Annotated in this window: 30 protein-coding genes and 1 pseudogene; 13 read left to right on the forward strand and 18 right to left on the reverse strand. The window is 40.3% G+C overall.

Annotated features, from left to right (window positions below; translation table 11 throughout):
* Positions 1 to 22: 22 nt before the first annotated feature.
* Entirely contained in the window at positions 23 to 769 is a 747-nt protein-coding gene (gene map, locus ACXHJ2_RS11210; protein WP_013371089.1) for a type I methionyl aminopeptidase, read from the forward strand.
* 408 nt (positions 770 to 1,177) lie between these two features.
* Positions 1,178 to 1,708, forward strand: coding sequence for a DUF4303 domain-containing protein (locus ACXHJ2_RS11215; RefSeq protein ID WP_165083588.1), 531 nt, complete (start codon positions 1,178 to 1,180; stop codon positions 1,706 to 1,708).
* Between the two features lie 153 nt (positions 1,709 to 1,861).
* Here the strand turns inward: ACXHJ2_RS11215 and ACXHJ2_RS11220 are convergent, their stop codons facing one another.
* Positions 1,862 to 2,572 (reverse strand): alpha/beta hydrolase, encoded by a 711-nt coding sequence (locus ACXHJ2_RS11220; protein WP_165083590.1) that lies wholly within the window; start codon positions 2,570 to 2,572, stop codon positions 1,862 to 1,864.
* A 93-nt stretch (positions 2,573 to 2,665) separates the two neighbouring features.
* Positions 2,666 to 3,391 (reverse strand): RNA polymerase sigma factor, encoded by a 726-nt coding sequence (locus ACXHJ2_RS11225; RefSeq protein ID WP_165083592.1) that lies wholly within the window; start codon positions 3,389 to 3,391, stop codon positions 2,666 to 2,668.
* Between the two features lie 199 nt (positions 3,392 to 3,590).
* Between ACXHJ2_RS11225 and clpP the strand changes: the two genes are divergently transcribed.
* The 3 genes and pseudogenes from clpP to ACXHJ2_RS11240 all read left to right on the forward strand — a co-directional run.
* Positions 3,591 to 4,175, forward strand: coding sequence for an ATP-dependent Clp endopeptidase proteolytic subunit ClpP (gene clpP / locus ACXHJ2_RS11230; protein ID WP_013371085.1), 585 nt, complete (start codon positions 3,591 to 3,593; stop codon positions 4,173 to 4,175).
* 67 nt (positions 4,176 to 4,242) lie between these two features.
* Positions 4,243 to 4,449, forward strand: a complete 207-nt coding sequence (locus ACXHJ2_RS11235; RefSeq protein WP_137078462.1) for a hypothetical protein — start codon at positions 4,243 to 4,245, stop codon at positions 4,447 to 4,449.
* 75 nt (positions 4,450 to 4,524) lie between these two features.
* Positions 4,525 to 5,034, forward strand: a pseudogene (locus ACXHJ2_RS11240) (MBL fold metallo-hydrolase); the annotation flags it as partial.
* 352 nt (positions 5,035 to 5,386) lie between these two features.
* Here ACXHJ2_RS11240 and ACXHJ2_RS11245 read toward each other — a convergent pair.
* On the reverse strand, positions 5,387 to 5,677 hold the full coding sequence (locus ACXHJ2_RS11245) for a hypothetical protein (protein WP_165083596.1): 291 nt from the start codon (positions 5,675 to 5,677) through the stop codon (positions 5,387 to 5,389).
* A 500-nt stretch (positions 5,678 to 6,177) separates the two neighbouring features.
* Here ACXHJ2_RS11245 and ACXHJ2_RS11250 point away from each other — a divergent pair, with 500 nt between their 5' ends.
* Both ACXHJ2_RS11250 and ACXHJ2_RS11255 read left to right on the forward strand, forming a co-directional pair.
* Positions 6,178 to 6,657, forward strand: a complete 480-nt coding sequence (locus ACXHJ2_RS11250) for a class I SAM-dependent DNA methyltransferase (RefSeq protein WP_238791712.1) — start codon at positions 6,178 to 6,180, stop codon at positions 6,655 to 6,657.
* Between the two features lie 144 nt (positions 6,658 to 6,801).
* Positions 6,802 to 6,951: a hypothetical protein gene (locus ACXHJ2_RS11255; protein ID WP_457874815.1), complete on the forward strand. Its 150-nt coding sequence runs from the start codon at positions 6,802 to 6,804 to the stop codon at positions 6,949 to 6,951.
* Positions 6,952 to 7,009: 58 nt separating this feature from the next.
* Here the strand turns inward: ACXHJ2_RS11255 and ACXHJ2_RS11260 are convergent, their stop codons facing one another.
* The 5 genes from ACXHJ2_RS11260 to ACXHJ2_RS11280 form a co-directional block, all read right to left on the reverse strand.
* Positions 7,010 to 8,284, reverse strand: a complete 1,275-nt coding sequence (locus tag ACXHJ2_RS11260) for an acyl-CoA thioesterase/bile acid-CoA:amino acid N-acyltransferase family protein (protein ID WP_165083598.1) — start codon at positions 8,282 to 8,284, stop codon at positions 7,010 to 7,012.
* A gap of 64 nt (positions 8,285 to 8,348) precedes the next feature.
* Positions 8,349 to 8,909, reverse strand: coding sequence for a MarR family winged helix-turn-helix transcriptional regulator (locus ACXHJ2_RS11265; RefSeq protein ID WP_165083600.1), 561 nt, complete (start codon positions 8,907 to 8,909; stop codon positions 8,349 to 8,351).
* A gap of 353 nt (positions 8,910 to 9,262) precedes the next feature.
* A complete protein-coding gene (locus ACXHJ2_RS11270; protein WP_058831317.1) occupies positions 9,263 to 9,595 on the reverse strand; it encodes a hypothetical protein in 333 nt (110 codons plus the stop codon).
* Positions 9,596 to 9,656: 61 nt separating this feature from the next.
* Positions 9,657 to 9,821, reverse strand: coding sequence for a DUF6809 family protein (locus ACXHJ2_RS11275; RefSeq protein ID WP_165083547.1), 165 nt, complete (start codon positions 9,819 to 9,821; stop codon positions 9,657 to 9,659).
* 270 nt (positions 9,822 to 10,091) lie between these two features.
* Entirely contained in the window at positions 10,092 to 10,934 is an 843-nt protein-coding gene (locus ACXHJ2_RS11280) for an alpha/beta fold hydrolase (protein ID WP_165083602.1), read from the reverse strand.
* A 686-nt stretch (positions 10,935 to 11,620) separates the two neighbouring features.
* Here ACXHJ2_RS11280 and ACXHJ2_RS11285 point away from each other — a divergent pair.
* Genes ACXHJ2_RS11285 through ACXHJ2_RS11300 form a run of 4 tightly spaced genes read left to right on the forward strand, consistent with a single transcriptional unit; the run spans position 11,621 to position 15,615 of the window.
* Entirely contained in the window at positions 11,621 to 13,045 is a 1,425-nt protein-coding gene (locus ACXHJ2_RS11285) for a spore germination protein (RefSeq protein ID WP_165083604.1), read from the forward strand.
* Positions 13,046 to 13,059: 14 nt separating this feature from the next.
* Complete coding sequence (locus ACXHJ2_RS11290) at positions 13,060 to 14,268, forward strand: Ger(x)C family spore germination protein (RefSeq protein WP_165083606.1); 1,209 nt, start codon at positions 13,060 to 13,062, stop codon at positions 14,266 to 14,268.
* 6 nt (positions 14,269 to 14,274) lie between these two features.
* Positions 14,275 to 14,502 carry a hypothetical protein gene (locus tag ACXHJ2_RS11295; RefSeq protein WP_013371060.1) on the forward strand — a complete coding sequence of 76 codons (228 nt, stop codon included), beginning with the start codon at positions 14,275 to 14,277 and terminating at the stop codon, positions 14,500 to 14,502.
* Positions 14,503 to 14,514: 12 nt separating this feature from the next.
* Positions 14,515 to 15,615 carry a GerAB/ArcD/ProY family transporter gene (locus tag ACXHJ2_RS11300; RefSeq protein WP_165083608.1) on the forward strand — a complete coding sequence of 367 codons (1,101 nt, stop codon included), beginning with the start codon at positions 14,515 to 14,517 and terminating at the stop codon, positions 15,613 to 15,615.
* Between the two features lie 53 nt (positions 15,616 to 15,668).
* Here the strand turns inward: ACXHJ2_RS11300 and ACXHJ2_RS11305 are convergent, their stop codons facing one another.
* Together ACXHJ2_RS11305 and ACXHJ2_RS11310 are read right to left on the reverse strand one after the other, a co-directional pair.
* The gene (locus ACXHJ2_RS11305) at positions 15,669 to 16,361 is read right to left on the reverse strand and encodes a pseudouridine synthase (protein ID WP_013371058.1); all 693 of its coding nucleotides are present in this window, start codon (positions 16,359 to 16,361) and stop codon (positions 15,669 to 15,671) included.
* Between the two features lie 137 nt (positions 16,362 to 16,498).
* Complete coding sequence (locus ACXHJ2_RS11310) at positions 16,499 to 16,690, reverse strand: DUF3934 family protein (RefSeq protein ID WP_014599732.1); 192 nt, start codon at positions 16,688 to 16,690, stop codon at positions 16,499 to 16,501.
* Positions 16,691 to 16,901: 211 nt separating this feature from the next.
* On the opposite strand from ACXHJ2_RS11310, the gene ACXHJ2_RS11315 reads away from it, so the two are divergent.
* Complete coding sequence (locus ACXHJ2_RS11315; protein ID WP_013371055.1) at positions 16,902 to 17,330, forward strand: VOC family protein; 429 nt, start codon at positions 16,902 to 16,904, stop codon at positions 17,328 to 17,330.
* Between the two features lie 72 nt (positions 17,331 to 17,402).
* On the opposite strand, the gene ACXHJ2_RS11320 is transcribed toward ACXHJ2_RS11315, so the two are convergent.
* Entirely contained in the window at positions 17,403 to 17,786 is a 384-nt protein-coding gene (locus tag ACXHJ2_RS11320) for a winged helix-turn-helix transcriptional regulator (RefSeq protein ID WP_013371054.1), read from the reverse strand.
* Between the two features lie 233 nt (positions 17,787 to 18,019).
* Here ACXHJ2_RS11320 and ACXHJ2_RS11325 point away from each other — a divergent pair, with 233 nt between their 5' ends.
* Entirely contained in the window at positions 18,020 to 18,595 is a 576-nt protein-coding gene (locus ACXHJ2_RS11325) for an NAD(P)H oxidoreductase (protein ID WP_025677828.1), read from the forward strand.
* Between the two features lie 71 nt (positions 18,596 to 18,666).
* Here the strand turns inward: ACXHJ2_RS11325 and ACXHJ2_RS11330 are convergent, their stop codons facing one another.
* The 7 genes from ACXHJ2_RS11330 to ACXHJ2_RS11360 all read right to left on the reverse strand — a co-directional run bounded on the left by ACXHJ2_RS11330 (position 18,667) and on the right by ACXHJ2_RS11360 (position 25,669).
* On the reverse strand, positions 18,667 to 19,674 hold the full coding sequence (locus ACXHJ2_RS11330) for a FecCD family ABC transporter permease (RefSeq protein ID WP_165083610.1): 1,008 nt from the start codon (positions 19,672 to 19,674) through the stop codon (positions 18,667 to 18,669).
* Positions 19,671 to 19,862: an iron chelate uptake ABC transporter family permease subunit gene (locus ACXHJ2_RS11335; protein ID WP_342366154.1), complete on the reverse strand. Its 192-nt coding sequence runs from the start codon at positions 19,860 to 19,862 to the stop codon at positions 19,671 to 19,673. Before ACXHJ2_RS11335 ends, ACXHJ2_RS11330 begins: the two co-directional genes overlap by 4 nt.
* Entirely contained in the window at positions 19,772 to 20,689 is a 918-nt protein-coding gene (locus ACXHJ2_RS11340; protein ID WP_274597494.1) for a FecCD family ABC transporter permease, read from the reverse strand. The genes ACXHJ2_RS11335 and ACXHJ2_RS11340 overlap by 91 nt, the downstream gene beginning before the upstream one ends.
* A 33-nt stretch (positions 20,690 to 20,722) precedes the next feature.
* Positions 20,723 to 21,706 (reverse strand): ABC transporter substrate-binding protein, encoded by a 984-nt coding sequence (locus tag ACXHJ2_RS11345; RefSeq protein WP_165083612.1) that lies wholly within the window; start codon positions 21,704 to 21,706, stop codon positions 20,723 to 20,725.
* A 132-nt stretch (positions 21,707 to 21,838) separates the two neighbouring features.
* Positions 21,839 to 22,288, reverse strand: coding sequence for an immunity 63 family protein (locus ACXHJ2_RS11350; protein ID WP_165083614.1), 450 nt, complete (start codon positions 22,286 to 22,288; stop codon positions 21,839 to 21,841).
* A gap of 255 nt (positions 22,289 to 22,543) precedes the next feature.
* Complete coding sequence (locus ACXHJ2_RS11355) at positions 22,544 to 23,461, reverse strand: aminoglycoside phosphotransferase family protein (protein WP_165083616.1); 918 nt, start codon at positions 23,459 to 23,461, stop codon at positions 22,544 to 22,546.
* A 186-nt stretch (positions 23,462 to 23,647) separates the two neighbouring features.
* The gene (locus ACXHJ2_RS11360; protein ID WP_165083620.1) at positions 23,648 to 25,669 is read right to left on the reverse strand and encodes an NAD(P)/FAD-dependent oxidoreductase; all 2,022 of its coding nucleotides are present in this window, start codon (positions 25,667 to 25,669) and stop codon (positions 23,648 to 23,650) included.
* Positions 25,670 to 25,909: the final 240 nt, after the last annotated feature.

The following is a 25,909-nucleotide window of genomic DNA, read 5'->3' on the forward strand; positions in this document are numbered from 1 at the left end:
AATAAGGAGCGAATAGACAAAGATGATCATTTTAAAATCACCCAGGGAAATCGAAGAGATGAAACCGGCGAGCCAAATCGTTGCGGACTGCTACCGCGAGGTGGTTAAACTGATCGAGCCTGGGATCACCACCCGGGAAATCAATGACTTTGTTGCCAGACATATCACCAAGCTGGGCGGCAAGCAGTTTACAAAAGGATACAACGGTTTCCCTGCCGAAACTTGCATTTCTGTCAACGATGTGGTGGCCCACGGCATTCCTTCGAACCAGGTGCTTATGGACGGCGACTTGCTGAAGCTCGATATCGTCGTGGAATACGGCGGATGGTTCGGCGATTCGTGCTGGTGCTATGCGGTGGGCAATATCCGACCGGAGGCGCAAAAATTAATGAGGGTGACAAAGGAATGCTTGGATCTGGGGATCGCCCGAGCACTCCCCGGAGGACGGCTCGGCGACATAACGTCGGCGATTCAACAGCATGCGGAAGCAAACGGTTTTTCGGTCGTACGCGATCTGCTCGCGCACGGGATCGGGCGGAGCCTGCACGAGGAACCGAGCTACGAGCATATCGGCGTAGCTGGCAAAGGCACTCGGTTAAAGGAAGGCATGGTGTTTACGATTGAACCGATGATCAACGAAGGTACGTTCCGTATCACGATCGACGACGATCAGTGGACGGCGAGAACGGCCGACGGCAAGTTGTCGGCGCAATATGAGCATACGATTGCAGTTACGCAGGACGGCCCACTGATTTTAACGGCCCAGTAAGAATAAAGACGAACAGTCGGCAATGCGTCATTTTAGGAAATAAGTCGCCGAACCGGCCTGCTTGATCCGGCGAAAGTTCATAATGCGAAACGCGAAAAAGCGCTGGTTCCAGCTTGGGACCAGCGCTTTTTTATTATGACTTTGGTATTATGTCACGGATTTACACTCTCTCTTGGCTAGCCTATCTTGCATGTATGTTTTTCATTGCATATCTTGCTATTGGCTGAGCAATCAATAGCTCAATCCAAAATGCTACACCAAAATTTCTAAACCAACTGCTGGAAAGGTTCTAGGCTTATTTGTTTCGTACCAATCCAAGTTCCTATAATTGTGGTAGGCTGCACGAGTCGTGCTAATAATAGTAAAGTATAATCAAGCATAAAACTCATAAAGGAGTATATGAACCAGATGAGCAATTTTCTGAGTGAATTTGAGGAAAGATTTAGAGCAGGATTTTTGGAAGATCTCAAAAGCATACTGGAAGAAGTGAAGGATGAAAAAGTTTACGCTTGCGCGTTTGGCACAGACAGCGATTTTGTCACCTTGTTTCTAGCTGTTAATACGGAGGAATCACTTGTTAGACATATCACAAACATGAAAGCCCAAGACCTGTGCAACAGCAAGGAAGATGAAATTTATTACAGATGGGGATTAAGCGAATATCAATATGGCGAAACAGCACACCTCAATCATATTAGCAAATTTCTGTATGCAACCGACAATGTGTTGGACTATAAAGATGAAATGATAAAAATTATGGCCAAGGTAGTTAAAGAAACCGACGATGTATTTTTTACTCAATTCGGTCAATCCAAAGAAGATATTATTTTTTTCGTGTCCATGACAGATGATGATATGGCCGAGGAACTGGAAGATCAGTCTGTAATTCAGATGACAAATGCCAAATTAGTTGATGGCTTCTTGCATCGTTATCAATAATACTAAATCATTCTCTTTCACATGGTTCAACTTTTTTTCAATCTCAAACACTCACTTACCAGCTATTTATTTGTAACCTTTTGAAGATAAATACGGCGCTGGAAGATACGTTAAATGGGAAGCAGTGAGATCAACTCCTTGCTTCCCATATGCTTATTTTGCGGTTACATGTTCTTTCAACCACTGTCTATAAAACTGTAGTTGCTCTTTGGTGTGAAAATAATGTTTTCCACGTTCCATCACTTTTAGCTGGCAATGAAATCGGCTTGCAAACGTAGATATGACGTAATATTCACACAAGTCATCTTCAGAGCCATAAAGTATGGCAGTTGGCTTATTCCATGTATCAATTGGATGCGATTTAACATAGCAGTAATAATCCCAATAAAGTGTTTGCCCAATGGGTGTAGATATTTCTTTTTCAACTTTTAATCTATCCTCACTTACACTGAACCATGTCATCATATTTTTGATTATTCTCTCCATATCTAGCACTGGAGAAAGAAACAGACATCGTTTTAGTGGGAGATGATGATAAGCAAGTAAACTAAAATACGCACCCATGCTACAAGCGAAAATACTAATTTCATGCCATTGCTTTTGTGTGTAACGCATGATGATGTCAAGATCATGAACACAATTTTGAACTTTACAGACGTAGGTTTCTTCTTTGCGGTCACCATGTTCAGGCAAATCAAAACTAATGACTTGATACCCTTGTGCCGTTGCTTCTTCTGCAAATATAACGATCACATCATCTGCCTTGTTTGACATATTACCGTGGATAGCTATAAATACCTTATCTGATTCACCACCCCACAAAATTGCCGGGATGCCCTCGATTTTCAATTTTTGCTTTATCATTACTTTATCCTCGCTTAAAACAGCTTGTTGTTGTCTTCCTTATCAAAATATTCTTTGTGATTCTATCTTATGATACTACGATGGTAAGAAAAACTACGCCGCCATCATACTTATGGTATCGAAATTCGCTTGTTTTGCTGAGACGTGACTCCAGAGCAACTTATTATTGACGATACTGATCATAACTTCTGGTTCTATTACATCCTGGTAGGAAAGCATAACCAAAGTTGCAATATCTCCCATCTGATATGCAGCCGTTAATGCCCTTAGAAAAGTTTTCGATTTTTCACTTTCTGGTAAGGATAATTCGCCTTTTAAGAGTTCCTCCTGAACTGCTCCTAGCGATTTTCGTGCCCGATGAAGTGCAACTTTTACCGCTCCCTCCGTTGTTTCAAGCATGTCGGATGTCTCACGAATCGAATATCCAAACACATCTCGCAGCAAAAAAACAGTTCTCTGAAGCGCAGATAAATGATTCATTAAGGACAGCAACGCGATCTCGATTTCAAAAGATCCATGATCCGGTACAGTTACTTTCGCTTGTTCCCTATTCAATATTCGAGTGTAGACTGCTTTTCTCCGTATATCATCAATCCAGGTGTTTTTAGCAATCCGCATCAACAGTGCCTTGGGATTTGTATGCTCGAATTTATTTAACTTTCCTAATGCTTTTACCCAAGTGTCCTGCGCCAATTCTTCCGCATCCCAATTTGATTTCGTAAGCGACAGACAGTAACTTTTTAGGACCGCCTGTAATTCATCAAAATTCTGGATGTCTAGTGTATTGTCTGTCATCTGTACAGAATCTTCTATGTTCATAGGCCTTCTCCTCTACGGTCATATTCTGCCCTCTGCTAAAGCAAAGCCATTTGCTACCTTCATTGTAAACGAACAAGAGGTTATAGAAGTTACACCATATACGCAAATCATTTTTCCCATTAAAACTCCGTATCTTTTTACGGTCTGGGTTCGTTTACAAGAAGAAATCAACTGAACCAAGAAAATGGGGGTATGAAAAATGAGTGTTTATGTTCCTTATGTTGTGGAGCAAACTGCTCAAGGTGAAAGATCGTACGATATCTATTCCAGATTGTTAAAGGATCGTATTGTATTTGTAGGGGCAACCATCGACGATCAATTGGCTAACAGTATTATTGCTCAATTGTTGTTCCTGGCGGCAGAAGATCCGGAAAAAGATATTTACATGTATATCAACAGCCCAGGTGGCTCTACTTCCGCAGGATTTGCCATTTATGATACGATGCAGTATATCAAACCCGAGGTGCATACGATATGTACGGGATTTGCTGCTTCGTTTGGCGCCATCCTCTTGCTGGCTGGTGCCAAAGGAAAACGTTCTGCACTGCCGAACAGTGAAATTATGATCCATCAGCCGCACGGCGGCGCACAAGGCCAGGCCAGCGATATTGCGATCAGCGCAAAACGAATTTTATGGACCCGTGAAAAGGCAACCCGTATCACAGCTGAACGGACCGGGCAATCTTTTGAAAAAGTCGAAAAAGATATGGACCGGGATTTTTACATGTCCGCACAGGAGGCACTCGAATATGGTGTTATTGATCAAGTGATAACTTCTTTGTAGAGTATGTTCAAGATTTAATGATCCCCATGATCCGGCAAGAAACTTCAAAAAAAAACGAGGTGATATCATGTTAGCAAGCTTACAAGGTAAGGAAGTAACTATTCATTTTATAGATGGGACAAATGTATGCGACGGGATATTGGATCAGATTGACGACAAGTTCGTTAAATACCTTACGCAATATCAGACATTTGTTATTCCTATTACGTCTATTCGCACCGTATCCATTGACATTAAGGAACGGCAACGCCAAAGAGTTGGATTCGCCCCTTGAACCTATTTTCATGGGTGGTAATTTCGTTTTACGGAGGCCGGATATTACAGGGAGTAGAAATGCTTCAGCTAAGACGTGTCGTTCGGCAAACTAAAAGCTGTGATTTTGACACATCAGGATGTGGATCATATAGGTTGTCTTCCTGAGATTTTACAGGAGTGTGGCAACAATATTAAAGTATATGCACATGAGCTGGATAAGCCATATATTCAGGGGGAGATCCCTCTTTTAAAGGATAGTCACCTTGAGAATCCCCCGAAGGGCAAAGTGGATGATACCTTAATAGATGGTCAGGAACTGCCGTTTTACGGCAGGATTCGCGTCATCCATACGCCTGGGCATACCCCTGGGCATATCAGCCTTTATTTAAAGCAAAGTAAGATTCTCATTGCCGGGGATTCGATGTACAGTGAAAACGGGATTCTCAGAGGAATTCATGCTCCGACCACACCGGATATGAATGCAGCTTGTCTCTCATTGAAAAAGTACTTAGATCTCGACATTGCATCGGTGGTTTGTTATCACGGGGGATTAAGTAATGTAGATATACATGATCAGATATTAGGACTTACCCAAGAATTATAAAGTTAAAGTTCCAGCAAGTTACCTTTGGTGAAACGATGTTGTAAACGAGAAGGATTATTAAAAATAACACTTTGTTAATTCGTGATTGAACTTTAACAGTATTCACTAAGGAGGGTGCGCAGCACTGCCAAGCAGGTCACAGGGAGTTAGCATTTAATGAAATGAAGAAGTCCCTATAACAAAGATGGATAAATACTAAAAATATTTCACATAAAAAAATTCAGATGTATTGTTAATGCTGATATTGCATAAATATTTAAATCAATTATGTATAATGTATGGTTTCCCCAAAAGGGGAAACCGCCTTTTTACGAAAGTATTGACCAAAACATGCATAGTGTTAATTTCTCTATTAATCTTCCAAACTATAAATACTTGCCCCCACTTGAACAAGATCAGGAGATACTAACTTACCAATACATATGCCAATATTTTTCCTTTCAGCCATTGAAGTTGAAATTTGAATAGAGCTAACGTTTAATACCGTCTCATTTTGATCTGTATTTTTAATAAGAATTTTATTTCCTATGATTTTTTTTATCTCTGGGTAGGTTAAATGATCCAATTCTTTGTTTGTTCCTACTATGATTGTTCCTTCATCTTTTGACTCAAAAGCCAAACTAACATCCATTATATTTTTCATATTTCAAACTATCTCCTTTTATCTCTCTTCAATATAAAGCTCTCCCTTTACATCACGTATACGCAAATCAGCACTTTTTAATCGGGTTATGGCATCCCTCAGTAGTGTCATTCCTTTCTATTGATGGTAAATCGGGAGCGAACTTTTCGGCTCTTATACTAGAGCGTGTCTTCAAACTATAAAACTATGATTTCAGTCAAGATAATGGTAAACCTTTCATATGAAAAGACGATAAGATTGCCTCATCCGATCTGCTAAATTAGCGGCTTAATTTGATTTAAAAGTGCTGGCTCGTCAGTACGTTTTCGTAGAACTTCATCAAGGTTTCCATATATCGCAAGACCGATAAATAAACGGTGCAATGAAGGATGATTTAAATAAATCTGCATTGTGTGAAGGGATGATTTGTATTAATAGATCACGATAATCTTGAAGAGTATCGAGACCCGATTAATTATGATCTTGAATTTGGTGGCGAGACTAATAAAACAATTTCTATCTTGATTATTGCTAGATTGAATCCAGGCGAAGTTTGGGAACTTGCATGTGGTACAGGATTGACAACCATTCATTTATCAAAACCGGGGATACATATAACAGGTCTTGATATTTCTTCATCGATGCTTGAATATGCGCCGGTTAAAGCTCAAGGTTTGCCTGTGGATTTTATTGAAGCTGATGCTCGTACACTCGATTTCGAAAAGCGTTTTCCCATGATATATTTGGCAGGAAATGCATTCCAGGCATTTTTGAGCGATGAGGATCAACGAGCCTTATTCGAAACCGTCTACAAGCACCTAGAGCCAAATGGGTTGTTTGTTTTTGAAACACGAAACCCCTTGGGAACCGATTTATCCAACCAAGAGGAAAGCATCTGGGGAAAATTTATCGATAAGGATGGAATTACAGTCAAGGTATCTGGGACACAGTCGTATGATTCAAGTAACCAGATCATGCACTGGGTCACATTCCATGATTAGGGATCAGAGAAAACAACTTCTCGAATTGCATGTCGCTTTACTGATAATGACACGCTTCAGCGTTTATTAACGAGCCACGGCTTTTGTATCGAAAATCAATATTCTGACTGGGATAAAACACCGTTCTCCTTCCATCATTAGCATTTGTCGAAAAAAACATGGAGCCTAGAACGAACAATCCCGGAATGTTCATCCCAAGTGTTCGTCGACCGCGCGTATGCTATCCATGCCATTCGCATGTTTTTGAAGAAACAACAGGCTATTCCGATGATTCCCGGAAAGAAAATTCGCTAATTCATCCTAAAATATGATCACCATTATGGTTTGGCTTGCCTGAGTTTCAAGACACGCCCTAATTCATGAAAAATTCTATTGTTTTCTGCCAAGAATCTGATTGACCAAAAGAATTTCCTTTTAAAGTACCACCACAAGTAAAAACGCCTCCACCCATTTTTAAGTTCAACGTTTCGCTTAAAGGTATAATAAACGGTATTGGTAATGAGTGACCTAAATCCTTATAGTCTAAAAGATTATATTTGTATTTATAATTGTTTTTTTTCAAAATACTCATTATTTCTACACATGCATCGTGAGTATTCCATATATTATCTTGCTGACCTGAAATCAGCAATAAATTTGCATTTGCATTCTCTATTTTTATTCGAGCCTCCTCTTTATTTCTTGCCCTTTCCACACTTTTTTTATATGTAGTAGTAAACCCAAAAGGGATATTCTTATCTAAGCAATGACGATGATGCTCATAAAAAATGTCATTATCAACTGGTATAAATGGTAATGATCTCCCTTCATATGACCATGATGAAACATTTTTACCACTCATCAAACCATCCAACGCTTGAAAACAATATGCATGAGGTGCAGAAGCCACAACTTTAGCAATGAAATTATAGCGTGATGCCAAAAGTAACGCCAATTCTCCACCTTTAGATGTACCATGTACATATATTTCATTAGTACGTGTTAATGGATTCCTTTTAAGCCAAGAGAACACCTTTTCAAAATATTCAAGAGGAATTTCCTCAAGCTTTTTAGGCAATCCCTTTTCATTGAAATATCCAACGGTTAAAACATTAAAACCTCTAGATGCCAATGGTCCTGACAAAAGCGAAAGACCACTTCGTTCACCATCAGATCCACCCAATACTACAATCGTTTTATAATTTGAGTTTTCAGTATAAAACAACTCTCCCACGAATTCATCAGTAATCTGGTGTCTTTTCACTTCCGGTAACTTAAACATACGCTCTAGTCTCATGCATTCTCGATCTTGTCCATTTTCACATACTATGTCAATAAATAAACTATCATCTATTGAAATATTATGAGCGATATTTCCTCCCTCACTATTAATCTTCTGTAAAGAAGCAACAAGCCCCATACTGTCTATATAATCATAAGTTCCAGAATCAGGTTTGTGTTTCGATAAATCAACACTACCGTTTGAATCCACAGTAAACCAAGCAAATGACTGAAACTTTTCACTAACTGCCCAAGGAAAATGCAAGGATGCAGTTATTTTTATTTTACTCTCTGGTGGTAACCCTGTGACACAAAAATCGATTTTTTCATCAATTAGTGAAATTCTCGGTTGTACTTGTAATTTCATCTCGCAACCTCCAAAAGTAGTAAAGAATTTTGATGGAAAAATGTTATCTATTTAAATTCCACGCTTAAATATGTTTTCTTCGTAAAATAAAACTATCTAAAGCTCGAAGTTGTGCTTCTTGAAACTCTTCCAAGTCTTCAAATTTATAATTTACATCTTCCTCAAAACCAACGTACTCTTCGTTGTGAGTACCATATATTCTTTTCAATAAACTCCATAACACTTCTAATTCTTCAGTTGTGAATTCATTAAAAATATCTGCCATTAGGCATATTGCTTTCTCACCACATTCCAGCATGACTCTTTTCCCTAATTCCGTGATTTCTACGTTAATGGCACGTTTATCCCGTTTGCTCGGTGTCGTAATCAAGTATCCTTTATTCTCTAAATTGACTATAAGCTTTTGTGCACTTTGTTTGCTTGTTTCTAACTTTCTTGCAATATTAACAAGTGTCGTTTCGTCCTCTGACAAATGAGCTATTGCCAGCATGATCATGTACTGTCGTGATGTTAATTTCTCAAAATAGTTATCGCCTTGTATTTGCAATTTGTTAGTAACGGAAAAAAAAGCAGTGTAAGTTTGCTGCATTAAATGTAACTCTCTAATTGCTTTAGCATATTCCATGATTATATCCTCTTATTATGATTATAGTCACCATGTTGACTATAATCATAATAACAACATTCAGTATTATAGTCAACATGGTGACTATAATACTGAATAGAAATTTCAAATATTTAATAAACAGTTGCTATTTTGGTACTAAGTTCCCTAGTCGTTATGAACGATCAGTTCGCTCACGTATCTTTTGCCTTGGCAAACGTTTGAGAGTACAAGTCTAATGTAACTACAGCTTGATTAAGCATCCTGTTCATTTGTTTTTTCTCCATTTAAATATAAAAAAACTTATTTCTCCTTTTCGTTTGAGGTGAAATAAGTTTTGAACTGAATACATTTATCCAGATGAATAGGAGTCCTTACCATTCAACTTCATCAAATAAACGGAAAACCATCTTTTTTTCAAAATCATCTAAAATTTTAAATCCAGATATTTCATTCTCTTTTTCTCCAAGTTTTATCATAGTAGCTATTGCTAAGTCTCCCACCTTGTAATGACCTATCAGCTTATCTTGAGGTTCCCTTTTTAAAGATAATTCACTTAATTTTTTTATTATTTTCTCTGTACGAATGCCTTCTTTTCCGATATGTGTCATTGCATGATATAAAACTATGGGGTTTTTCTCTTCCAACAAATTTTCTAACTCATCTATTGAACATTTTCCTTCTTCCATTTTTCTTAATATATTCATTTTATTCCTCCTAAATTATTTTAAATGACTTGCAGACTTATATGTCATTCAACAGTGCTTCCTAAATGATTTTTTCATCAATTATTTCAATTATCGTCAAAGCCCCTGCTTTGTACCCTGAAATATAATCTGAGGCAGATAATATAAAAGTCAAAACCTCATATAAATCGGATAGTTCTTCAACTAATTTATAATCTTGTTCCGACAATCTTGTTTTAATTTCCATAGTATAAATCCTCCAAGATGCTCATATATTCATCTCCTCCCTTTTGTTCTGATAAAGACTTTGTATAAATTTCAGATATGTAGATGCATTCTGTTCCTAAAAAATAGAATATCCTATTGTAATGTCACTAATGATTTTTTAGCGAACATTTTACTAGAAACCATTAAAAAGCCCTATCCCGTAGGATAGAGCTCTACATTTCTAGTGACAACTTTGAAAAGTTGCATTTTCTACTCTAATTTATCTGATCTAATTGTTCGGCTGATTAGACTAATTTGGCATCGAAGTGTGTTTTGAAATTAAATCTATAATTAAATCCCAGTCGTCATAGTGAATCTCATGTCCGGCACCTTCCAATGCCAGTAAAAACGCACCCGGAATTTCGTTAGCAAGATGTATTCCATGTTCATAAGGGATAATCGGATCTTCAGTACCGTGTATAACCAGTGTAGGAACGTTTATTTCCCCTGTCCTAGCCAAATAGGATTCTCCACCTGACAGCATTGCGTGATTATTCATACTAGCCATATTGTTGCTTCTTTTCCATTCTTCTTTTGCCAATTGATAGACCTTATTCTCATCGAAGGAATGCTTTGAACCTACTAGAATTCTTGATCTACCCACCACAAAATCAACCACCGATTGTTCGTTCGTCCAATCTATTGCTTCCATATTCGAGAAATAGTCCATAACCTTTTCCTCCATCGGTGGAAGATCGGGAGCAAAATTGGACGTGGCTAAAAGAGTCACCGTTAATACTCTTTCTGGATGTCGTAGAGCTATCATCTGAGTCAGCATTCCGCCCATAGACATCCCTACGATATGCGCTTGTTCAATCTTATAAGCATCCAAAACTCTAATCGCATCATCTGCCATGTCTTCAAAAGTATAGTCTGGTTGACCCGGTTCATAAGTTGTAGAACGTCCGACATCTCGGTTATCATAACGAACGACAAAACGACCTGTATCAGCTAAACGCTGGCAGAATTCTTCCTCCCACCAGATCAGTGAGGATTGAGCGCCCATAATCAGTAATATTGCTGGGTGAACTCGCTCGCCGAAACTCTCACTACAGATTTCTATTCCATCGCTTTTTATAAGTAGTTCATTCATGTAGAATTTCTCCCTTCAATGATATATAACAAAAAAACACCGAATATTACCTTCATCACTTATATTCATTAAGTACTTCCAGTGCCTCTGCCTTAGACAGACAGGAATTACCGATCTACTCGGTCGCTAGTTTAAGATATTTTGTTGCAAGAAATTTAGAAAATCTCTTTGCATAGAGCCAAGCGTAAGAATTTTTTTGATTATCCTGAACCTACTGTGCTGGCCTTTGATTTTAAATGACCATATTGCAGAAGACAGGTGTCCAGAATGATATTTTTGTTCTTGTAAATCAGCTATTTCATATTCAACTTTTTGTACTACTTTTGTGGAAAATAGATTGAGGAAAAGGATAATAATCCTATCATTATTTAAGAGTAATATGGCTCGACTTGTATAAGCCGAAAAGCTCTGTGGAGTTGAATAGCAGATGAGCATGTCAGATTCTCTATGAGGTTCTGCTAGCTTGTCGATCAATTTTTTTGTAATGAATAGCATGATCAAATACCTCTCTATTTGGATGTTTAAATGAATTGACAGTAAAGAATATCCGTCAAAAATATTATACTACACAAGTAAACTATTCCAAAAAAGGATAGTCATCTGTAGCCTATTTGAATAATTAATCATGGATTATTGTGGTATTATTTCGGATTATTGTTAATACTACGAATCTGAGGAGGGGAACAATGAAGTTACATACTAAATTTTCAAGACAATTATGCCGGAATATCGAGCTCATTTGTAGCTTCATGGGAAACAGTTCGGATTTTGTTGTTCGTGAGATCACGACTGGTCATAAACACGCCGCTCTTTTTTATTTGGACGGAATGACTGACATGCAAAAGGTACAGGACAATGTGATCCGTCCGTTGCATGATCGTGTCTCCTCTGACGAGATCACTTTACCGTTATTGAAAAACGCAATTTTGGACATTGGTGAAGCAAGCTTTACTCAAAACTTTGAAAATGCCTTGGAACAGATCCTCTCAGGTGGTCTTCTCCTCCTCCTAGACGATATGGATGAAGGATTGGTCATTTCTTTGCCTGGATGGGAAGAACGCAGCATTTCGGACTCGAAGACGCAGCCAGTGGTCAGAGGTCCGCAAGAAGCATTTACAGAAACTTTACGTACGAATACGACTATGGTTCGCCGAAGGGTGAAGGATACAAGAGTACGTCTAACTACCATGAAAGTTGGCGAAAAAACTAAGACCGATATATCCGTCATGTATTTACATGGGGTCGCTGACCCCAAAAAGGTGCAGGACATGATATCCAAGTTAAAGAACATGCATGTAGAAGGCGTGCTTGAAAGCGAATATTTGGAAGAATGTCTCCATGATAAACAACTCACGATATTTCCGCTCTTTTACAATTCAGATCGCCCAGACTCCATTGCAGCAGGAATTATGGAGGGGAAAATAGCGATATTTGTGGATGGATCTCCCTTCGCCATTCTTGCACCTGCGGTGTTTGCAGATTTCCTTCAATCCGCAGAAGATTATTATCAATCCTTTGTTTACAGCAGTATCATTCGAATATTAAGGTACATCTGCCTGGCAATCTGTATGTTGGCTCCGGCCATTTATGTGGCATTAACGACATTCCATCAGGATATGATTCCAACCGTTTTATTATTAAGCTTATCCGCGCAACGTGAAGGAGTACCGTTTCCCGCATTTGTTGAGGCGATGATCATGGAAGTGGTTTTTGAAATTCTGAGGGAGGCAGGTCTTCGTATGCCACGGACGGTTGGTCAAGCCGTTTCTATTGTTGGGTCAATCGTGATCGGCCAGGCAGCTGTAGAAGCAAACATCGTTTCGGCTGTTATGGTCATTGTTGTTGCAATAACGGCCATTTCCAGCTTTGTCATTCCCTCGTACACCTTTGCCATTCCAATCCGGATATTACGTTTCGCCTTCATAGGCATAGCCGCTATGTTTGGTGTGTACGGGTTGACTGTTGGTATTCTTATGCTCTTTGTACATCTGAATGGGCTTCATTCATTCGGTGTACCGTATTTGAGCCCCTTTGCCAATTACAAATCGTCGGAGCAGAGGGACGCAATATTGCGTTTTCCATATAGGACAAAAAAACATCGCAAAAACTAAAGGAGTAGACCATCATGAATTCGTATCGATCCACCATTTTATTACTGTGTATGTGCATCTGTCTAATGGTGTTTCTTACGGGTTGTTGGAATAGTAAGGAATTGAGCGCAATTTCCGTCGTGATGGCTCTGGGCATTGATGCTGTTGATGACCAATATGAAGTCAGTTTACAGGTGGTTGACCCATCGAAAATGTCTCAGAATTCCCCCACGGAACGGACGCCAACGATCGTTTTTTCCAAACGCGCCGATACCATATTTGAGGCTATTCGAAAATTAACAACGGAATCGTCCCGCAAAATGTATATGTCTCACTTAAAGTTTGTCATTTTTGATGAGAAAACCGCAAAAAAAGGAATCAAGGAGCCGCTGGACTTTCTATTCCGTGATCATGAAGTTCGGCCTGATTTCTATTTGGCCGTCGTCAGAGAAAACTCGGCAAAGGAGGCCGTTACTTTTGTAGCTCCAACCGAGGTCTTGCCTGCAATGGATATGTATAAGGCATTAAAGATCTCTGAGAAAGCATGGGCTCCAACTTCCGCGGTCAATGTAAAAGATCTTTTGCAGAAATTTACGGAGGATGGCATTGAACCAGTCCTCACGGGTATTCGACTGACAAACCTAGAAAAAGGTCTAACTATTGATAATGTGACAAAGTCGCCTCAACATGTTAAATATTTTTTCACTGGAATTGGTGTTTTCAAGGGCGATCGACTTATCGATTGGATGGATGATTCACAAAGTAAAGCATTTACCTATATATCCAACCGTGTTTCCAGTACCGTAGCTTCCATCGATTGTCCGAATTCCAAAGGAAAATTTGTTGTTGAAGTAATCCGTTCCAAAGTAAAAATACATCCAGAAATAATAGACCATGAGCCGCGCATTTCTCTTATTGTGGATACAGAATCCAATATCGGAACAATTTCGTGCAATGCCAACCCTAAGAATGAAGAGACATTTAGAGATCTTCAAGAATCAGCTAAGGAGCATCTGCAACAGTCTTTGAAGAAAGGCATTTCGCACGCACAACAAATCGGTTCCGATATATTCGGGTTTGGAGAAGCTTTTCACCGCAAATTCCCGCGTGAATGGCATAGATGGAAAGAGGATTGGCCACAAAAATTCCAAACACTTAAAGTGGATATTCAGCTCAATTATCGTTTAGTTCGGTTCGGAGACATTACTAGTCCAATTGATATGGGAATACACAATCAGGAGTGAATGCATATGCTTTATGTGATTCTCGTAACTTCCATTTTAACATCGTTGTATGAGTTTAAAAAATTTAAAGAGAAACAATATGTACGTGAAATTGTATTCAGCTCAATATTGTTGATTATAGGCGTTATATTGATTATCCTACGGATCGTCAGCATTAAACTGCCGACTCCACTAACAGGCATTCAAATCCTATTTCAACCGATAAGCCGTTTACTTACAGAAATGTTATCTTAAGGAGGTATTAAGGTGAATTCCAACTTGACCGTTCGGCAAGCTATTATGTGGTTTGCATTATATCAAATAGGAAGCGCATATCTGGTACTCCCAGCGGCAATTACCGCTGCCGCTAAACAAGATGCCTGGCTCTCCATCCCAGTCTCCTTAGGGTTTCATCTGTTATTGATACCTTTATATACCTCCATCGCTAGGCAAATACAGGGGAAATCTTTCGTAGAGCATCTCCGTTGCCTCTTCGGTCCCTTGGGCGGAACGATCAGTATCGTTTTCATTTTTTTCTTTCCCTTTCTTGTGTTCATCATGACGCTTCGAAATCTAGGCGACTTTATCACGATAGCTATTATGCCTGAAACTCCCCCCGACGCCATATATTTCATCATGCTTATAGTCATTTATTTCGCCGTTCGATCAGGCCCAGCTGTAATTGGCCGTTGTGCGGAAATCCTGTTTTTTTTCCTTCTTGTTCTGTATCTTTTAGTCAGGATTACCCTTCTTCCTGAGAGCAAAATAGATAATGTGCTCCCTATTTTTGAGTATGGTTTGAACCCTATCGTTCTCGCTTCGTTCAATTTGTTTGCCTTTCCCTATCTTGAGGCATTTCTGTATCTTTTTTTTGCACAGTACATCCCTGATCCAAAAAAGTGGAGAAAGACAGTGATAACATCTGCTTTGATTAGCGGCGGCATGTATTTTCTCATGGTTCTACAAATAATCGCCGTGATGAGTGAAGGTGTTGTATCTAATTTGACATTTCCTACTTTTTTTATTAACCGAACAATCAGTAGCGGAGAGTTTCTTCAACGGTTTGAAATTTTCGTTGCAGTGTTCTGGTTTGTCACTATTTTTTTCCGACTCGCACTGCTTTTATATGTTTCAGCACAAGGGCTTGCAGATGCTTTTCGCCTTCGAAACGCTAACTCTCTCTTAGTTCCTTTGATCCTAATCGCAATAGCAATGGTTCATTCTATTTGGCCAAACATGCAATTTATAAACAAGTTTTTTTCAGTATGGCCTTTTTACGCCATGATTTTCGGTATTGTGTTTCCTATTGTGCTATGGCTGGTGGGTAAGTTAGGCGGCTCGTTGAAATTACGTAAAAAGTATCACTAAGTTGCGTAGGCCGTATGAACATATTGCCTTCAAATAAACTTTTGTTGTACTCATTATTGCAATTTAGCGAGAAGTAGCTCCAGTTCCTCCTTCTCAAGATGTCTCCATTGTCCACGCTCCAGATGATCCAATGTAATATTCATAATTCGAACACGCTCCAGCTTAAGCACCCTGTAGCCCAAAGCCTTGCACATTCTACGAATTTGCAGGTTTAGGCCCTGTGTCAAAATAATACGGAACTCGTATTCGCTTATACGATCAACCTTGCACGGTTTGGTAATGACGTTCAATATTTCAACGCCACGAGACATGGTCTGTGTAAATTCATCTGTAACAGGTTTGTCTACAGTCACCACATATTCCTTCTCATGACCATGCTCGGAACGCATCATTTGATTGACAATGCTTCCATCGTTCGTTAATAAAATGAGCCCTTCTGACGCCTTATCCAGCCTGCCAATGGCAAAAATACGTGAAGGATAATTGACATAACGAATAATATTGCCCTCCACTTGCTCCGCTGCCGTACATACAATGCCGATAGGCTTATTTAATGCCAAATATACGGGTTCACTATGATTAATCGGAATAGGCTTCCCATCGATCAACACGATATCCAGTGGTTCTACTTCCGCTCCCGCTTCACATACGCTGCCATTAATTGTAATTCGCCCTGCTGCAATCAGCCTGTTCGTTTCCCGACGTGAGCAGAATCCTGTCTCACTAATGTACTTGTTAATTCGCATGATTCACCTATTTTACGTTATAGTATGAGAAATATGGATCAATACAGGCGGTAGTCTTTAATCCACTAAAAAAACATCTGATTATGCGTACGTAATCAGATGTTAGCCTTTTAAAAACAACCCTATACATGCTCGGCCTACTTACTTCTGCCGCCTCTGTTACCAATTGGCTTGGCAGCGCCGCCTTTTGCAGCTCCTGCCGCTGTATTTCCTGGTGCACCGGTAGCAGCGCTTTTTCTCCTTACAGGCTTCGCCGTTTTGTTCCAGCGTGTCCAGCCTTTACTTCCCGTACCTCTGCCGGTTCCGCCACCCTTACTTTTTCCACCCATATAATCACTCCATGACTAGTCGTTCAGATTTAACTAAGCTATCATACCATTACTTTGATCATAATGCCCATTTGTTTTAAAAATTGAACATGTTAAGCCGTAAATACTTTTGTAAAATGGATCTTATTGTATTTTTGTTTGTTTGCAGGTAAATAATGAAATGAAGATCGTATAGTATGGAAAAATAATGATCCTTAAAGGAGTGAAACACATGTCAGTTGATGTTTATCTTAACTTTAATGGAAACTGTCGCGAGGCAGCAGAATTTTACGCAGAGGCATTTGGGACTGAGAAACCAAAGATCATGACGTTCGGTGAAGCACCGCCCAACCCCGATTATCCTCTACCAGAAGAAGCCAAAAATTTGGTCATGCATACGCGGCTTCAAATTGATGGTAGTAATGTGATGTTTTCAGACGTTTTTCCTGGTATGCCTTTTGTTGCGGGAAACAACATCAGCCTCGCCATCGTTAATAAGGACGAAGAGAAAATTCGATCGTACTTTCATAAGTTAAAAGAAGGCGGGACCGTAAACATGGAACTTCAAGAAACATTCTGGAGCAAATGTTACGGCAGCCTCAAGGATAGGTTCGGAATTGAATGGCAATTAAGTTATGACAACGGAATGACCGACAGTTAGCCTTTTATATTGTCTTACGGACAGTTAAGCCCTCACAAGCTATCTGTTTGAATGCTTTGTGAGGGCTTAATATCAGTCGCAGCCTTGGAATTCTTCTAAAACCTTGAATTTGTCTCCATGGATCTTATCCAGGTGATCCTCTCCCCAATAGCATAAATGATCTAGCGCGGGTTTTAATCCCCAGCCGTAGTGCGTTAACTCATACTCCACTTTAGGTGGGATTTCATTAAAAACCTTTCGTGTAACAATCCCATCCTTTTCCAGACTTCTGAGCTGAGTGGTCAGCATTTTTTGAGTAATACCGGGCATTAACCTACGAAACTCAGACGATCGTTTTCGTCCTGTCATCAGATGGTAGATAATTAAAGGCTTCCATTTTCCTCCCATTACCTCTAAAGCTGCTTCCACTCCAACTTGATACTTCTTTTGAACCCTATTTTTGGTCGGTTCATTCATTCCTTAATCCTCCTTTAGAAGGCTACGTTTGCTCAGAACAACCCATCACTTCAATTCGTGACCCAGGTCAGTTTAGGTAATCTACCTAGGGCACTTCCATGTTCCTATGGCACCTGTATCATCCTATAGAACGTAAAAGTGCGTACTTCCAGATTATTTTCCTACTGTTTATAATAGCAGCAAGCATTGAGCATGCCTAGAAGTTAGCCTATTAAGAAAGGTAGTGAATAAATATGAAAGTATTAAGCGTTGTTTCACATCCGAGAAAAGATTCTTTAACCTTTAAGGTTGCTGGTCGTTTCGTACAAGGTCTTGCCGATGCAGGCCACGATTATGAGATATTGGATTTGCATGGGATTGGTTTTGATCCTGTTTTAAAAGGAGTAGATGAACCGGATTGGTCCGTTGCGAAGCAGTCCTTTTCCCCTGAAGTAGAAATGGAAATAAAGCGGATGAAGGAGCATGACGCGTTGGCATTTATTTTTCCACTTTGGTGGTGGCATTTGCCAGCTATGCTGAAGGGTTATATTGATCGTGTATGGAACAATGGGTTTGCGTACGGTTCGAATAACCTTCATCATCAGCATATCTTATGGATTGGCTTGGCCGGCGTTTCGAAAGAACAGCTGAAAAAGCGCAACTATGATGAAATGATTACTCATTTGCTGAATGTGGGTATTGCAGATTATTGCGGTGTTTCCAATTCCAAGGTTGAATTCTTAGATGAGACACTGGGTTCAAATTCCGGTCATTATGAAATACTGCTGGACCAAGCTTATCGCTTGGGTTTAAATTATGCCAAAGATTAGGTTTAATTACAAGACGCTAACCCAGCCATATTTTCCATGGACATGGGTTAGGGTCTTTCATTCATCTACATTTAATTGGCCTTTGACAACAAATAGAGGAAATAAGGGGTAACCAGGATAGTAATTATGATTCCGGTTGGAATATCAGCACCAAAACTGATTGTCCGTGTAAGTGTGTCAGCAATTAATATGACCAGTGCACCAACCAATGCAGTGGTAGGTAATAGTAGCTTATGATTGGGACCTACCAGCCTGCGAGCCAGATGGGGACTAACCATCCCCACAAAAAAGAAATTTCCACCAAGTGCCACGCTACCAGAAGCCAGAGCTACTGCTGCGATCGTCAAGCCGATAAATTCCCTTTTAATGGCTACGCCGAGCCCCGATGCTGTCTGATTTCCCAAATTCAGCGTATTGAGTGTGTTAGACCTGTAAAAAACGTAAAGGCAGATAATCAGCACCCAGGAGAGCAACACCATTATATAGCTCCAGTCGTCCCCCCACAGGTCTCCAGCCTGCCAACGCAGAGCAAAATCATACTGTTGCTTGTCTAGTCGGAGCGTCAGTATCAGCGACAATGCGCTGTAGCCACTCCCCATAGCAACACCCGTTAAAATTAGGCCTGTAGGCGAAATGTCTCTTCCCCGCCTGAAAGCAAACATAAAAATCAAGAAAGCTGCCGTTAGTCTGCCTGCAAAAGCCAGCCCTGGAAGAATAATAGGCGATAGTAATCCCTCACTAGCGAACAGCGTAATATACAAAAGCACAAATAACCCTGAGCCCGAACTGATGCCTAGTGTCCCCGGACTGGCCATGTCGTTTTTGAGCAGGCTTTGCATAATACAACCCGATATCCCCATGCCAATACCCACTAATACGGAAAGCACAATACGTGGCAGTCGAAATTCAAATACGATCAGGTTCTGCTTATTCGTTCCTTCGCCGATGATGACCTTGAAAACTTCGAGTGGGGACAGATTCATTTTCCCGACATTCATGCTAAGTACAGCAACCAGTAGTGTCAACATGGTTAACAGTAAAATAATGCTTATACCCCTGCTATTGCGGGACAGGTTCAACTAAACTCCCTCCTTTGCTTGCGCACAAGGTAGAGAAAATAGGGTACTCCGACCAAAGCAAAAATAATGCCCAGCGGCATTTCGTGAGGGCGATTAATCATTCGACCCAGCAAATCTGCTGCCAGGAGAAAGACTGCGCCATACAGCGCTGAGGCGGGAATAATATATCGATAATCTGTACCGACCAGATATTATGTGGCACGATCAAACCTACAAAGCCAACAGGACCGACAACAATAACCGATAGCCCCGTTAGAATTAATACGATTAGGGTTGAAAATAGCTTAATTCTATTCGCACGAATTCCCAAGCCTGACGCCACCTCCTCTCCAAAGCTCAAGATCGTAATGGAGGGAGAAAGGGCGATAGCACAGACCAAGCCCACTACAAATAGTGGTGAAATGAAAGCCAGTTCACTCCACTTGGCACTAGCAGTACCACCAGCAGACCAATAATCAAGTGCTTGACCAATCTCATACTTAATAGCAAGAAAAGTGCTAAACGCACCAAAGAGCATGGAAATGGACATTCCTGCTAGCACTAAGCGCTGAGGCGTCATTCCCCGCTTGCCTATAGATGCGATGTAGTACGTAATTCCTGTCGTGATGGCTGCACCTAAACAAGAATACAGCATGGTCTCTCCGTAGGTGCGACCTGGTAAAAAGGCCATACATAGCGCAATAGCAAATGTCGAGCCTGAGCTTATACCGATGAGTCCCGAGTCGGCCAATGGATTGCGAGTGGTTCCCTGCATAATAGCCCCGCACACAGCCAAGCTGCACCCTACAATGATGTCTGCCACAATGCGTGGAAAACGCAAAGTATGAATGATTTGGTGTTCCGTAATATTGGGATCAAATTGAAATACAGCCCCCCACGCCAGCTTCAAACTCATCTCCGCAGCACCAAAGGTGATGGATGCTGCGGAAACTACCAAGAGCAGGAACACGCCCACGATCATGTAGCTTACAAAATGAAATATTCCTTTTTTATTTCGTTCTTTGTGAGTAGACATCGATTACACCCTTAGTTGGTCAATTATGCATCGTTACTTCGTCTGTTCCAGTAATTTTCCAATAATATAATCTAGCTGTCCTGTCATACTAGCAACGTCTGAATAATAGAAAAGTCCTGCATATTTCGCTGGAATTTCGATAATGTGCCCATTTTTGACGGCTGGAATACTGCTCCAGATTTTGGTCTTCGCATATTCGGATTCTTTGCCTTCCTGCTTAAACCACAGGACATAATCCCCAAAGTATTCAGCAGCTACCTCATAGGATAAAGAACCTCGTCTCTCTCCAGAATTTTTAATCAATGTATTGAGCTTTTCCGGTTTGTGAAGTCCTAGAAAATCGTAAAGCAACGTTCCTCCCCGTGAGCCTGTTTCATAATATATTCCGTAGGATCCACTGCCCCAGTCCTCGAAAATGCTAAATGTTTTGTCCTTGAATATATCGGAATTAAGTTTTTCTTTGGCCTCACTCAGCTTGCTTTCAAACTGTGAAATCACTTTATCCGCTTCTGCTTCATGTCCTGTGGCCTGACCAAGGAATTTCAACCGTTCCACAGATGTCATTTTACCCTCAGGTATTACAAGAACAGGCGCAATTTTGGACAACTTATCATAATCCTTTGTGTCATATGTAATGATGAGATCAGGATCGTATTTCATAATTTCCTCGGTCTCCCACTTTTCAATAACAGGAATCCCATTAAACTTATCGTAAAAAGGCATAGTTTCTTGTTTCCAACCAAATACCGCAGCCGGCTTGATTCCCAGCGTGAATACATCGCCAATATACCAGTTGACCACTACCCGTTGGGGATTAGCGGGCACCTTTACATCTCCTTTTATCGTAGAGACTGTACGTGTACCAGACTCACCGCCTGCCTCTTCTTTCGTGGAAGATGCAGGTTGAGTAGATGAATCTGAGGAACTTCCAGCATTTCCACATCCTGAAATAACGAAGATCATTACGAATAATGCACATAAAATCATGTGAGATTTCTTGCTCATCATATGATGCATGTTATAAATTCTCCTTTGAAATATAGTAATTGCAGAGCATACTTAAAACTAGTGATATTGATAATCATTATCACTAATATAAAATTAGTAAATTTCTGCTTCATGATTGTCAACTGTTTCTTTAAGTTTTATTTACTTTAATGGGTTTTCCAACATTGCCCTTCTATTCGCTTCATGCCATACCTGATAGATTCCTCCAATTTCATAAAATGCGTTATTCATTGCTGTTGTCAGCTCCTTCATGATCTCCTTGGTATATTTTAGATGAGTATTTTGGTTATCTACTTTATATTTGCGAAGCAGATTTAGATGAGCAATGATATGAATTGTATCTTCGATGATCCAATACATCACATCCTCTACATCTTGAGTAAGCTTATTCAGCATCTGTACGCCTCTTTCATACATCTGTAGCGTATACCCCTGTTTGCCAACTTTCACATACGGACTCAGATCATCATAAAAATCCGTACGAAAAGGTCGTCTTACATATTGCTCATATTGTTCTTCGTACATCGAAGTTTGTTCGAGCAGCTTAATGGTCATATCTATGATTTCTTGTTCTCTGTATATTTTTTTCATCAGATTTCCCCATCCTTTTCTCTACTAAAATTCAGATCATAATCATATTAGGTCATAAGTGATGCAATAAAATACTAAACTTTTTTTTTACCAACCATTAATAATTCTTTTGTCTGCAATCGATAAATAGAATAGAGGAGATTCTCCTCAATATTTCAAACTGGCCGTTTGGGAATTCACCTATAAGATTAAGAAACAATCATAAAACACTATAAATAGACCGTCACTCTCAGGAGCGGCGGTCTTCACATTTTACTACTCAGGTGAACGAGGTAGATACCATTTTGGTATAACCGTTTGAAAGTAATCATACCCCTCCAAAACCTCTTCAGCTCGTTGCACCATATCGTCTACCTCTTCTTTGCCAAATGGAATGGCCCAGTGAATCGATGAAATCTGATTACTTGCAATATACAGTGCCATTAACCTAAAAAATAAATCCGGCACATCGTTATTGAAATAACCGTGAATACGACCAGAAGCAAATAATGGGCTTAATCCCGCACACCAGGTGATACGATTGAATTCCTCCCAGGGATCGCCATAATCCAGTCTATTAAAATCAATGATACCCAGTTCACCAGATGAGGTAATCACCATATTGCCCACATGATAATCCCCATGCTGAAATGTCTGGGGGCGATTTTCTAATAGATGACGGTTTTGCTCAATAAAACTTATCGTTTGATCTGCTCCTTTTAAAGCAATACCGCATGACTTATAGTTTCTGATATATCTGTTGATTTTGGCATTATAATGTTCAGCCCATGGGACGCGATCTTGCTCCGCGTAAATCTTATGCAACTTAGCCAATACCTTTCCAGCTTGAACTCCAAGTTGATACTGCTGTTCTGCATTTAATGTGGGTATAATTCCTTCAGCATCCTCCCCGTTGACCCAGGTAAATAAAGAGTATACCGACTGTCCGTTGTTGCACAACCCAAAACCAAGCGGACGAGACATTAGAACATTATCTATATGATCCAGCTTTTTTACGGATTCAAATTCTCGCTGTTTCTTGTCATATTGGGTGATATTCGAAATTCTCAGCAGCAAATCTCTACCGTCAGTGGTTTGAATAAAATATTTGCTGTCACTGGACCAGCCTTTATGAATTTCTTGCACGTTCCTCCATGCGCTGGCACCTGGAATTTCACTCAAAAATTGACTCACGCTCGCATCCCCCCACGCTAATAATAGCCTTGTTATACCTTCCATAGTTTACCTTTAAAATGACAAAGGAATCAATCTTCTTGCCAGCATAAATCCAAATTAAAAAGGCTGAAAAGACAGACGTCTCTTCAACCTGAATATAAAGTGAGTTGTTGGTCATAAATACCTATCACCTATACCCTCAATTTAGTAAGAATAGGAGAACTCATTTTTAAATTCGTCTACCCGTTGAATGGTTTTCAGAATATTCCGACCTTCACGGGTGCCATCAATAATACGACGCGCTTGTTTGCTGTCTCCGATATTTACAACTTCTACCTGATGCTCTTTTCCATATTGAAGCAAGCTATCCATCAGTGGAGTGTATGAACGCATACCCAAACATACGAACCCTAGATCAAAAGGAATCTCAAACTCCTGTTCTCCATGCTTTACTTTGAAGCGGTCGCTGCACACTTCTATCAAAGCCGTCTCTGTATGGACATTTACTCCCCTTTCCTCCACCATTTTCATCATTGAAATGCGGGTAATCATATCCAGATCCTTGCCCAATAAAGGCATCATCTCAATGATAGAAACTTTTTGAGCCCCGCGTTCCGCATAATATTCTACAACATCCAGTCCCACGGCTCCGCCACCCACTACAGCAATACGTTTGCCTTCAAAATCTTGAAAGTTCTCCATGTTGTTCAACAGGTCAAAGATGGAAAATACTTTTGTACCCGGTTTGCCTAGTTGATCGTGTAGACCTGCAATGGGTGGAAGCAGTGGCTTGGCCCCTGTTGCATTGACAATAATATCAGGATTCAGAGCACTAATCATCGACATATCTGCTCTTGTACCCGTGACAATGTTCAGATTGGTTAACTGCTTGGTGCGCTGAATCAGATAATCTGGGAAATCATTGATGCGCGTTTTGTCTGGTAAGCGAGCAATATCACGCGCGAGGCCACCCAGTTCTGGCTTTTCTTCGAAGAGGGTTACTTTGCAGCCTACCTCAGCCGCTGTACAGGCAGCTTCCATCCCCGCTGTGCCCCCACCGATCACAACGACTTGAACACTGTTTCTAACTCGTTGTTTCCTGTATTCAGCTTCCTTGAACAGATCCGGATTAACCGAACAGCAAATTGGTTTACTTTTGGAGATACGGTGATCGGCACAACCAATGTTGCAGGAGATGCATTTTCTAAGCAAATGCTCGTAGCCGTTTTGCACTTTAAGCACCCAGTTCGGTTCTGCGATCAAACCTCTGCCCATTGCCAGAAGATCAGCGTCACCTCTTGCCAAAATATCCTGAGCAGCCTGTGGGCTCCGTATATTACCCGAGGTCATCGTGACCTTTCCGAATTTTTCTTTTACCGCTTTGGCCATATATGAGCGCCAACCATCAGGCAGGTTCATCCCGTCAATCTGGAACTGGATGGAATCATTTAGAGCTGCGGAAACGTTCAAAATATCTATCTCATCATTGAGATACTCCAGTAACTCCAGTGTATCTTCCAAGGTGTTCCCACCTTCTGTGAACTCCTCCGCACTAAAACGTAAGCAAATGGGGAAAAATGGGCCCACCACTGAACGAATTTCATTAATGACTAATCTGGCAAAACGAGTACGGTTTTCTGCGCTGCCGCCAAATTCATCCGTACGTTTATTATACACTGGCGAAAGAAACTGACTCAGCAAGTAGGAATGTCCTGCGTGAATTTCAACACAGTCAAACCCAGCTCGTTGCGCTCTTCCCGCTGCTTCGCCGTATTTACGCACAATGGCATAAATTTCTTCTTTTTGCAGAGGTCTTGGGATCGCTCCACCCTTTTTAGAAGGAATATTCGAAGCGGATACGGGCTGAACTCCGTTCAGTCGTCCCGCATAAGCCGAAGCACCGGCATGGTTAATTTGTACAGAAACACATGCCCCATAAGAGTGCAGGGCTTCTGTTAATCTAAACAGTCCAGGAATAAACTGATCATTATCCATCCGTAGCTGAGTTGTCCCGTTCGTACCCATGGGGAAATCCAGACAAACATTTTCTACTGTGATCAGGCCAGTACCCCCTTTAGCCCGTTGCACGTAATAGTCAATATGATCCTGAACAAAGCTTCCATCCATGGCAGCAAAGTTGGTTCCCATTGGGGGCATTACAATCCGATTCTTCAAGGTCATGCGCCGTATGGTCAGAGGTTCAAATATCGCAGGATAGTAGTTCATTGTTCTTCCTCCTTGCAGGTTTGCAAATTTCATTTTCAAGTTTCATTAAATAACTCATATATGTGATTTTTTTCACTTTAAAGGATATCGAAGTTTTATTGATTACGATCATTCCTTATGAATTGATTTTATATCATTCAATCTATAAATTCTAATGCTATTTTATGTACTGAATCATAGTTTCATTCTATAGATAAAATATAGTCCTACATAAAAAAAGGAACAATCCTTTGAGAAATG

The organism is Paenibacillus sp. ALE3 (assembly GCF_054113405.1).

Excerpts from the sequence above, each read along its gene's own strand:
- ACXHJ2_RS11350 (WP_165083614.1), bottom strand. The coding sequence starts at position 22,288 with ATGAAAAAAATATACAGAGAACAAGAAATCATAGATATGACCATTAAG.
- ACXHJ2_RS11270 (WP_058831317.1), bottom strand. The coding sequence starts at position 9,595 with ATGAATATATTAAGAAAAATGGAAGAAGGAAAATGTTCAATAGATGAG.
- ACXHJ2_RS11320 (WP_013371054.1), bottom strand. The coding sequence starts at position 17,786 with ATGAATGAACCGACCAAAAATAGGGTTCAAAAGAAGTATCAAGTTGGA.
- ACXHJ2_RS11325 (WP_025677828.1), top strand. The coding sequence starts at position 18,020 with ATGAAAGTATTAAGCGTTGTTTCACATCCGAGAAAAGATTCTTTAACC.
- ACXHJ2_RS11285 (WP_165083604.1), top strand. The coding sequence starts at position 11,621 with ATGAAGTTACATACTAAATTTTCAAGACAATTATGCCGGAATATCGAG.
- ACXHJ2_RS11360 (WP_165083620.1), bottom strand. The coding sequence starts at position 25,669 with ATGAACTACTATCCTGCGATATTTGAACCTCTGACCATACGGCGCATG.
- ACXHJ2_RS11225 (WP_165083592.1), bottom strand. The coding sequence starts at position 3,391 with ATGAACATAGAAGATTCTGTACAGATGACAGACAATACACTAGACATC.
- ACXHJ2_RS11235 (WP_137078462.1), top strand. The coding sequence starts at position 4,243 with ATGTTAGCAAGCTTACAAGGTAAGGAAGTAACTATTCATTTTATAGAT.
- ACXHJ2_RS11305 (WP_013371058.1), bottom strand. The coding sequence starts at position 16,361 with ATGCGAATTAACAAGTACATTAGTGAGACAGGATTCTGCTCACGTCGG.
- ACXHJ2_RS11215 (WP_165083588.1), top strand. The coding sequence starts at position 1,178 with ATGAGCAATTTTCTGAGTGAATTTGAGGAAAGATTTAGAGCAGGATTT.
- ACXHJ2_RS11245 (WP_165083596.1), bottom strand. The coding sequence starts at position 5,677 with ATGAAAAATATAATGGATGTTAGTTTGGCTTTTGAGTCAAAAGATGAA.
- ACXHJ2_RS11260 (WP_165083598.1), bottom strand. The coding sequence starts at position 8,284 with ATGAAATTACAAGTACAACCGAGAATTTCACTAATTGATGAAAAAATC.
- clpP (WP_013371085.1), top strand. The coding sequence starts at position 3,591 with ATGAGTGTTTATGTTCCTTATGTTGTGGAGCAAACTGCTCAAGGTGAA.
- ACXHJ2_RS11340 (WP_274597494.1), bottom strand. The coding sequence starts at position 20,689 with ATGTCTACTCACAAAGAACGAAATAAAAAAGGAATATTTCATTTTGTA.
- ACXHJ2_RS11345 (WP_165083612.1), bottom strand. The coding sequence starts at position 21,706 with ATGCATCATATGATGAGCAAGAAATCTCACATGATTTTATGTGCATTA.
- ACXHJ2_RS11275 (WP_165083547.1), bottom strand. The coding sequence starts at position 9,821 with ATGGAAATTAAAACAAGATTGTCGGAACAAGATTATAAATTAGTTGAA.
- ACXHJ2_RS11220 (WP_165083590.1), bottom strand. The coding sequence starts at position 2,572 with ATGATAAAGCAAAAATTGAAAATCGAGGGCATCCCGGCAATTTTGTGG.
- ACXHJ2_RS11280 (WP_165083602.1), bottom strand. The coding sequence starts at position 10,934 with ATGAATGAACTACTTATAAAAAGCGATGGAATAGAAATCTGTAGTGAG.
- map (WP_013371089.1), top strand. The coding sequence starts at position 23 with ATGATCATTTTAAAATCACCCAGGGAAATCGAAGAGATGAAACCGGCG.
- ACXHJ2_RS11290 (WP_165083606.1), top strand. The coding sequence starts at position 13,060 with ATGAATTCGTATCGATCCACCATTTTATTACTGTGTATGTGCATCTGT.
- ACXHJ2_RS11295 (WP_013371060.1), top strand. The coding sequence starts at position 14,275 with ATGCTTTATGTGATTCTCGTAACTTCCATTTTAACATCGTTGTATGAG.
- ACXHJ2_RS11310 (WP_014599732.1), bottom strand. The coding sequence starts at position 16,690 with ATGGGTGGAAAAAGTAAGGGTGGCGGAACCGGCAGAGGTACGGGAAGT.
- ACXHJ2_RS11315 (WP_013371055.1), top strand. The coding sequence starts at position 16,902 with ATGTCAGTTGATGTTTATCTTAACTTTAATGGAAACTGTCGCGAGGCA.
- ACXHJ2_RS11265 (WP_165083600.1), bottom strand. The coding sequence starts at position 8,909 with ATGGAATATGCTAAAGCAATTAGAGAGTTACATTTAATGCAGCAAACT.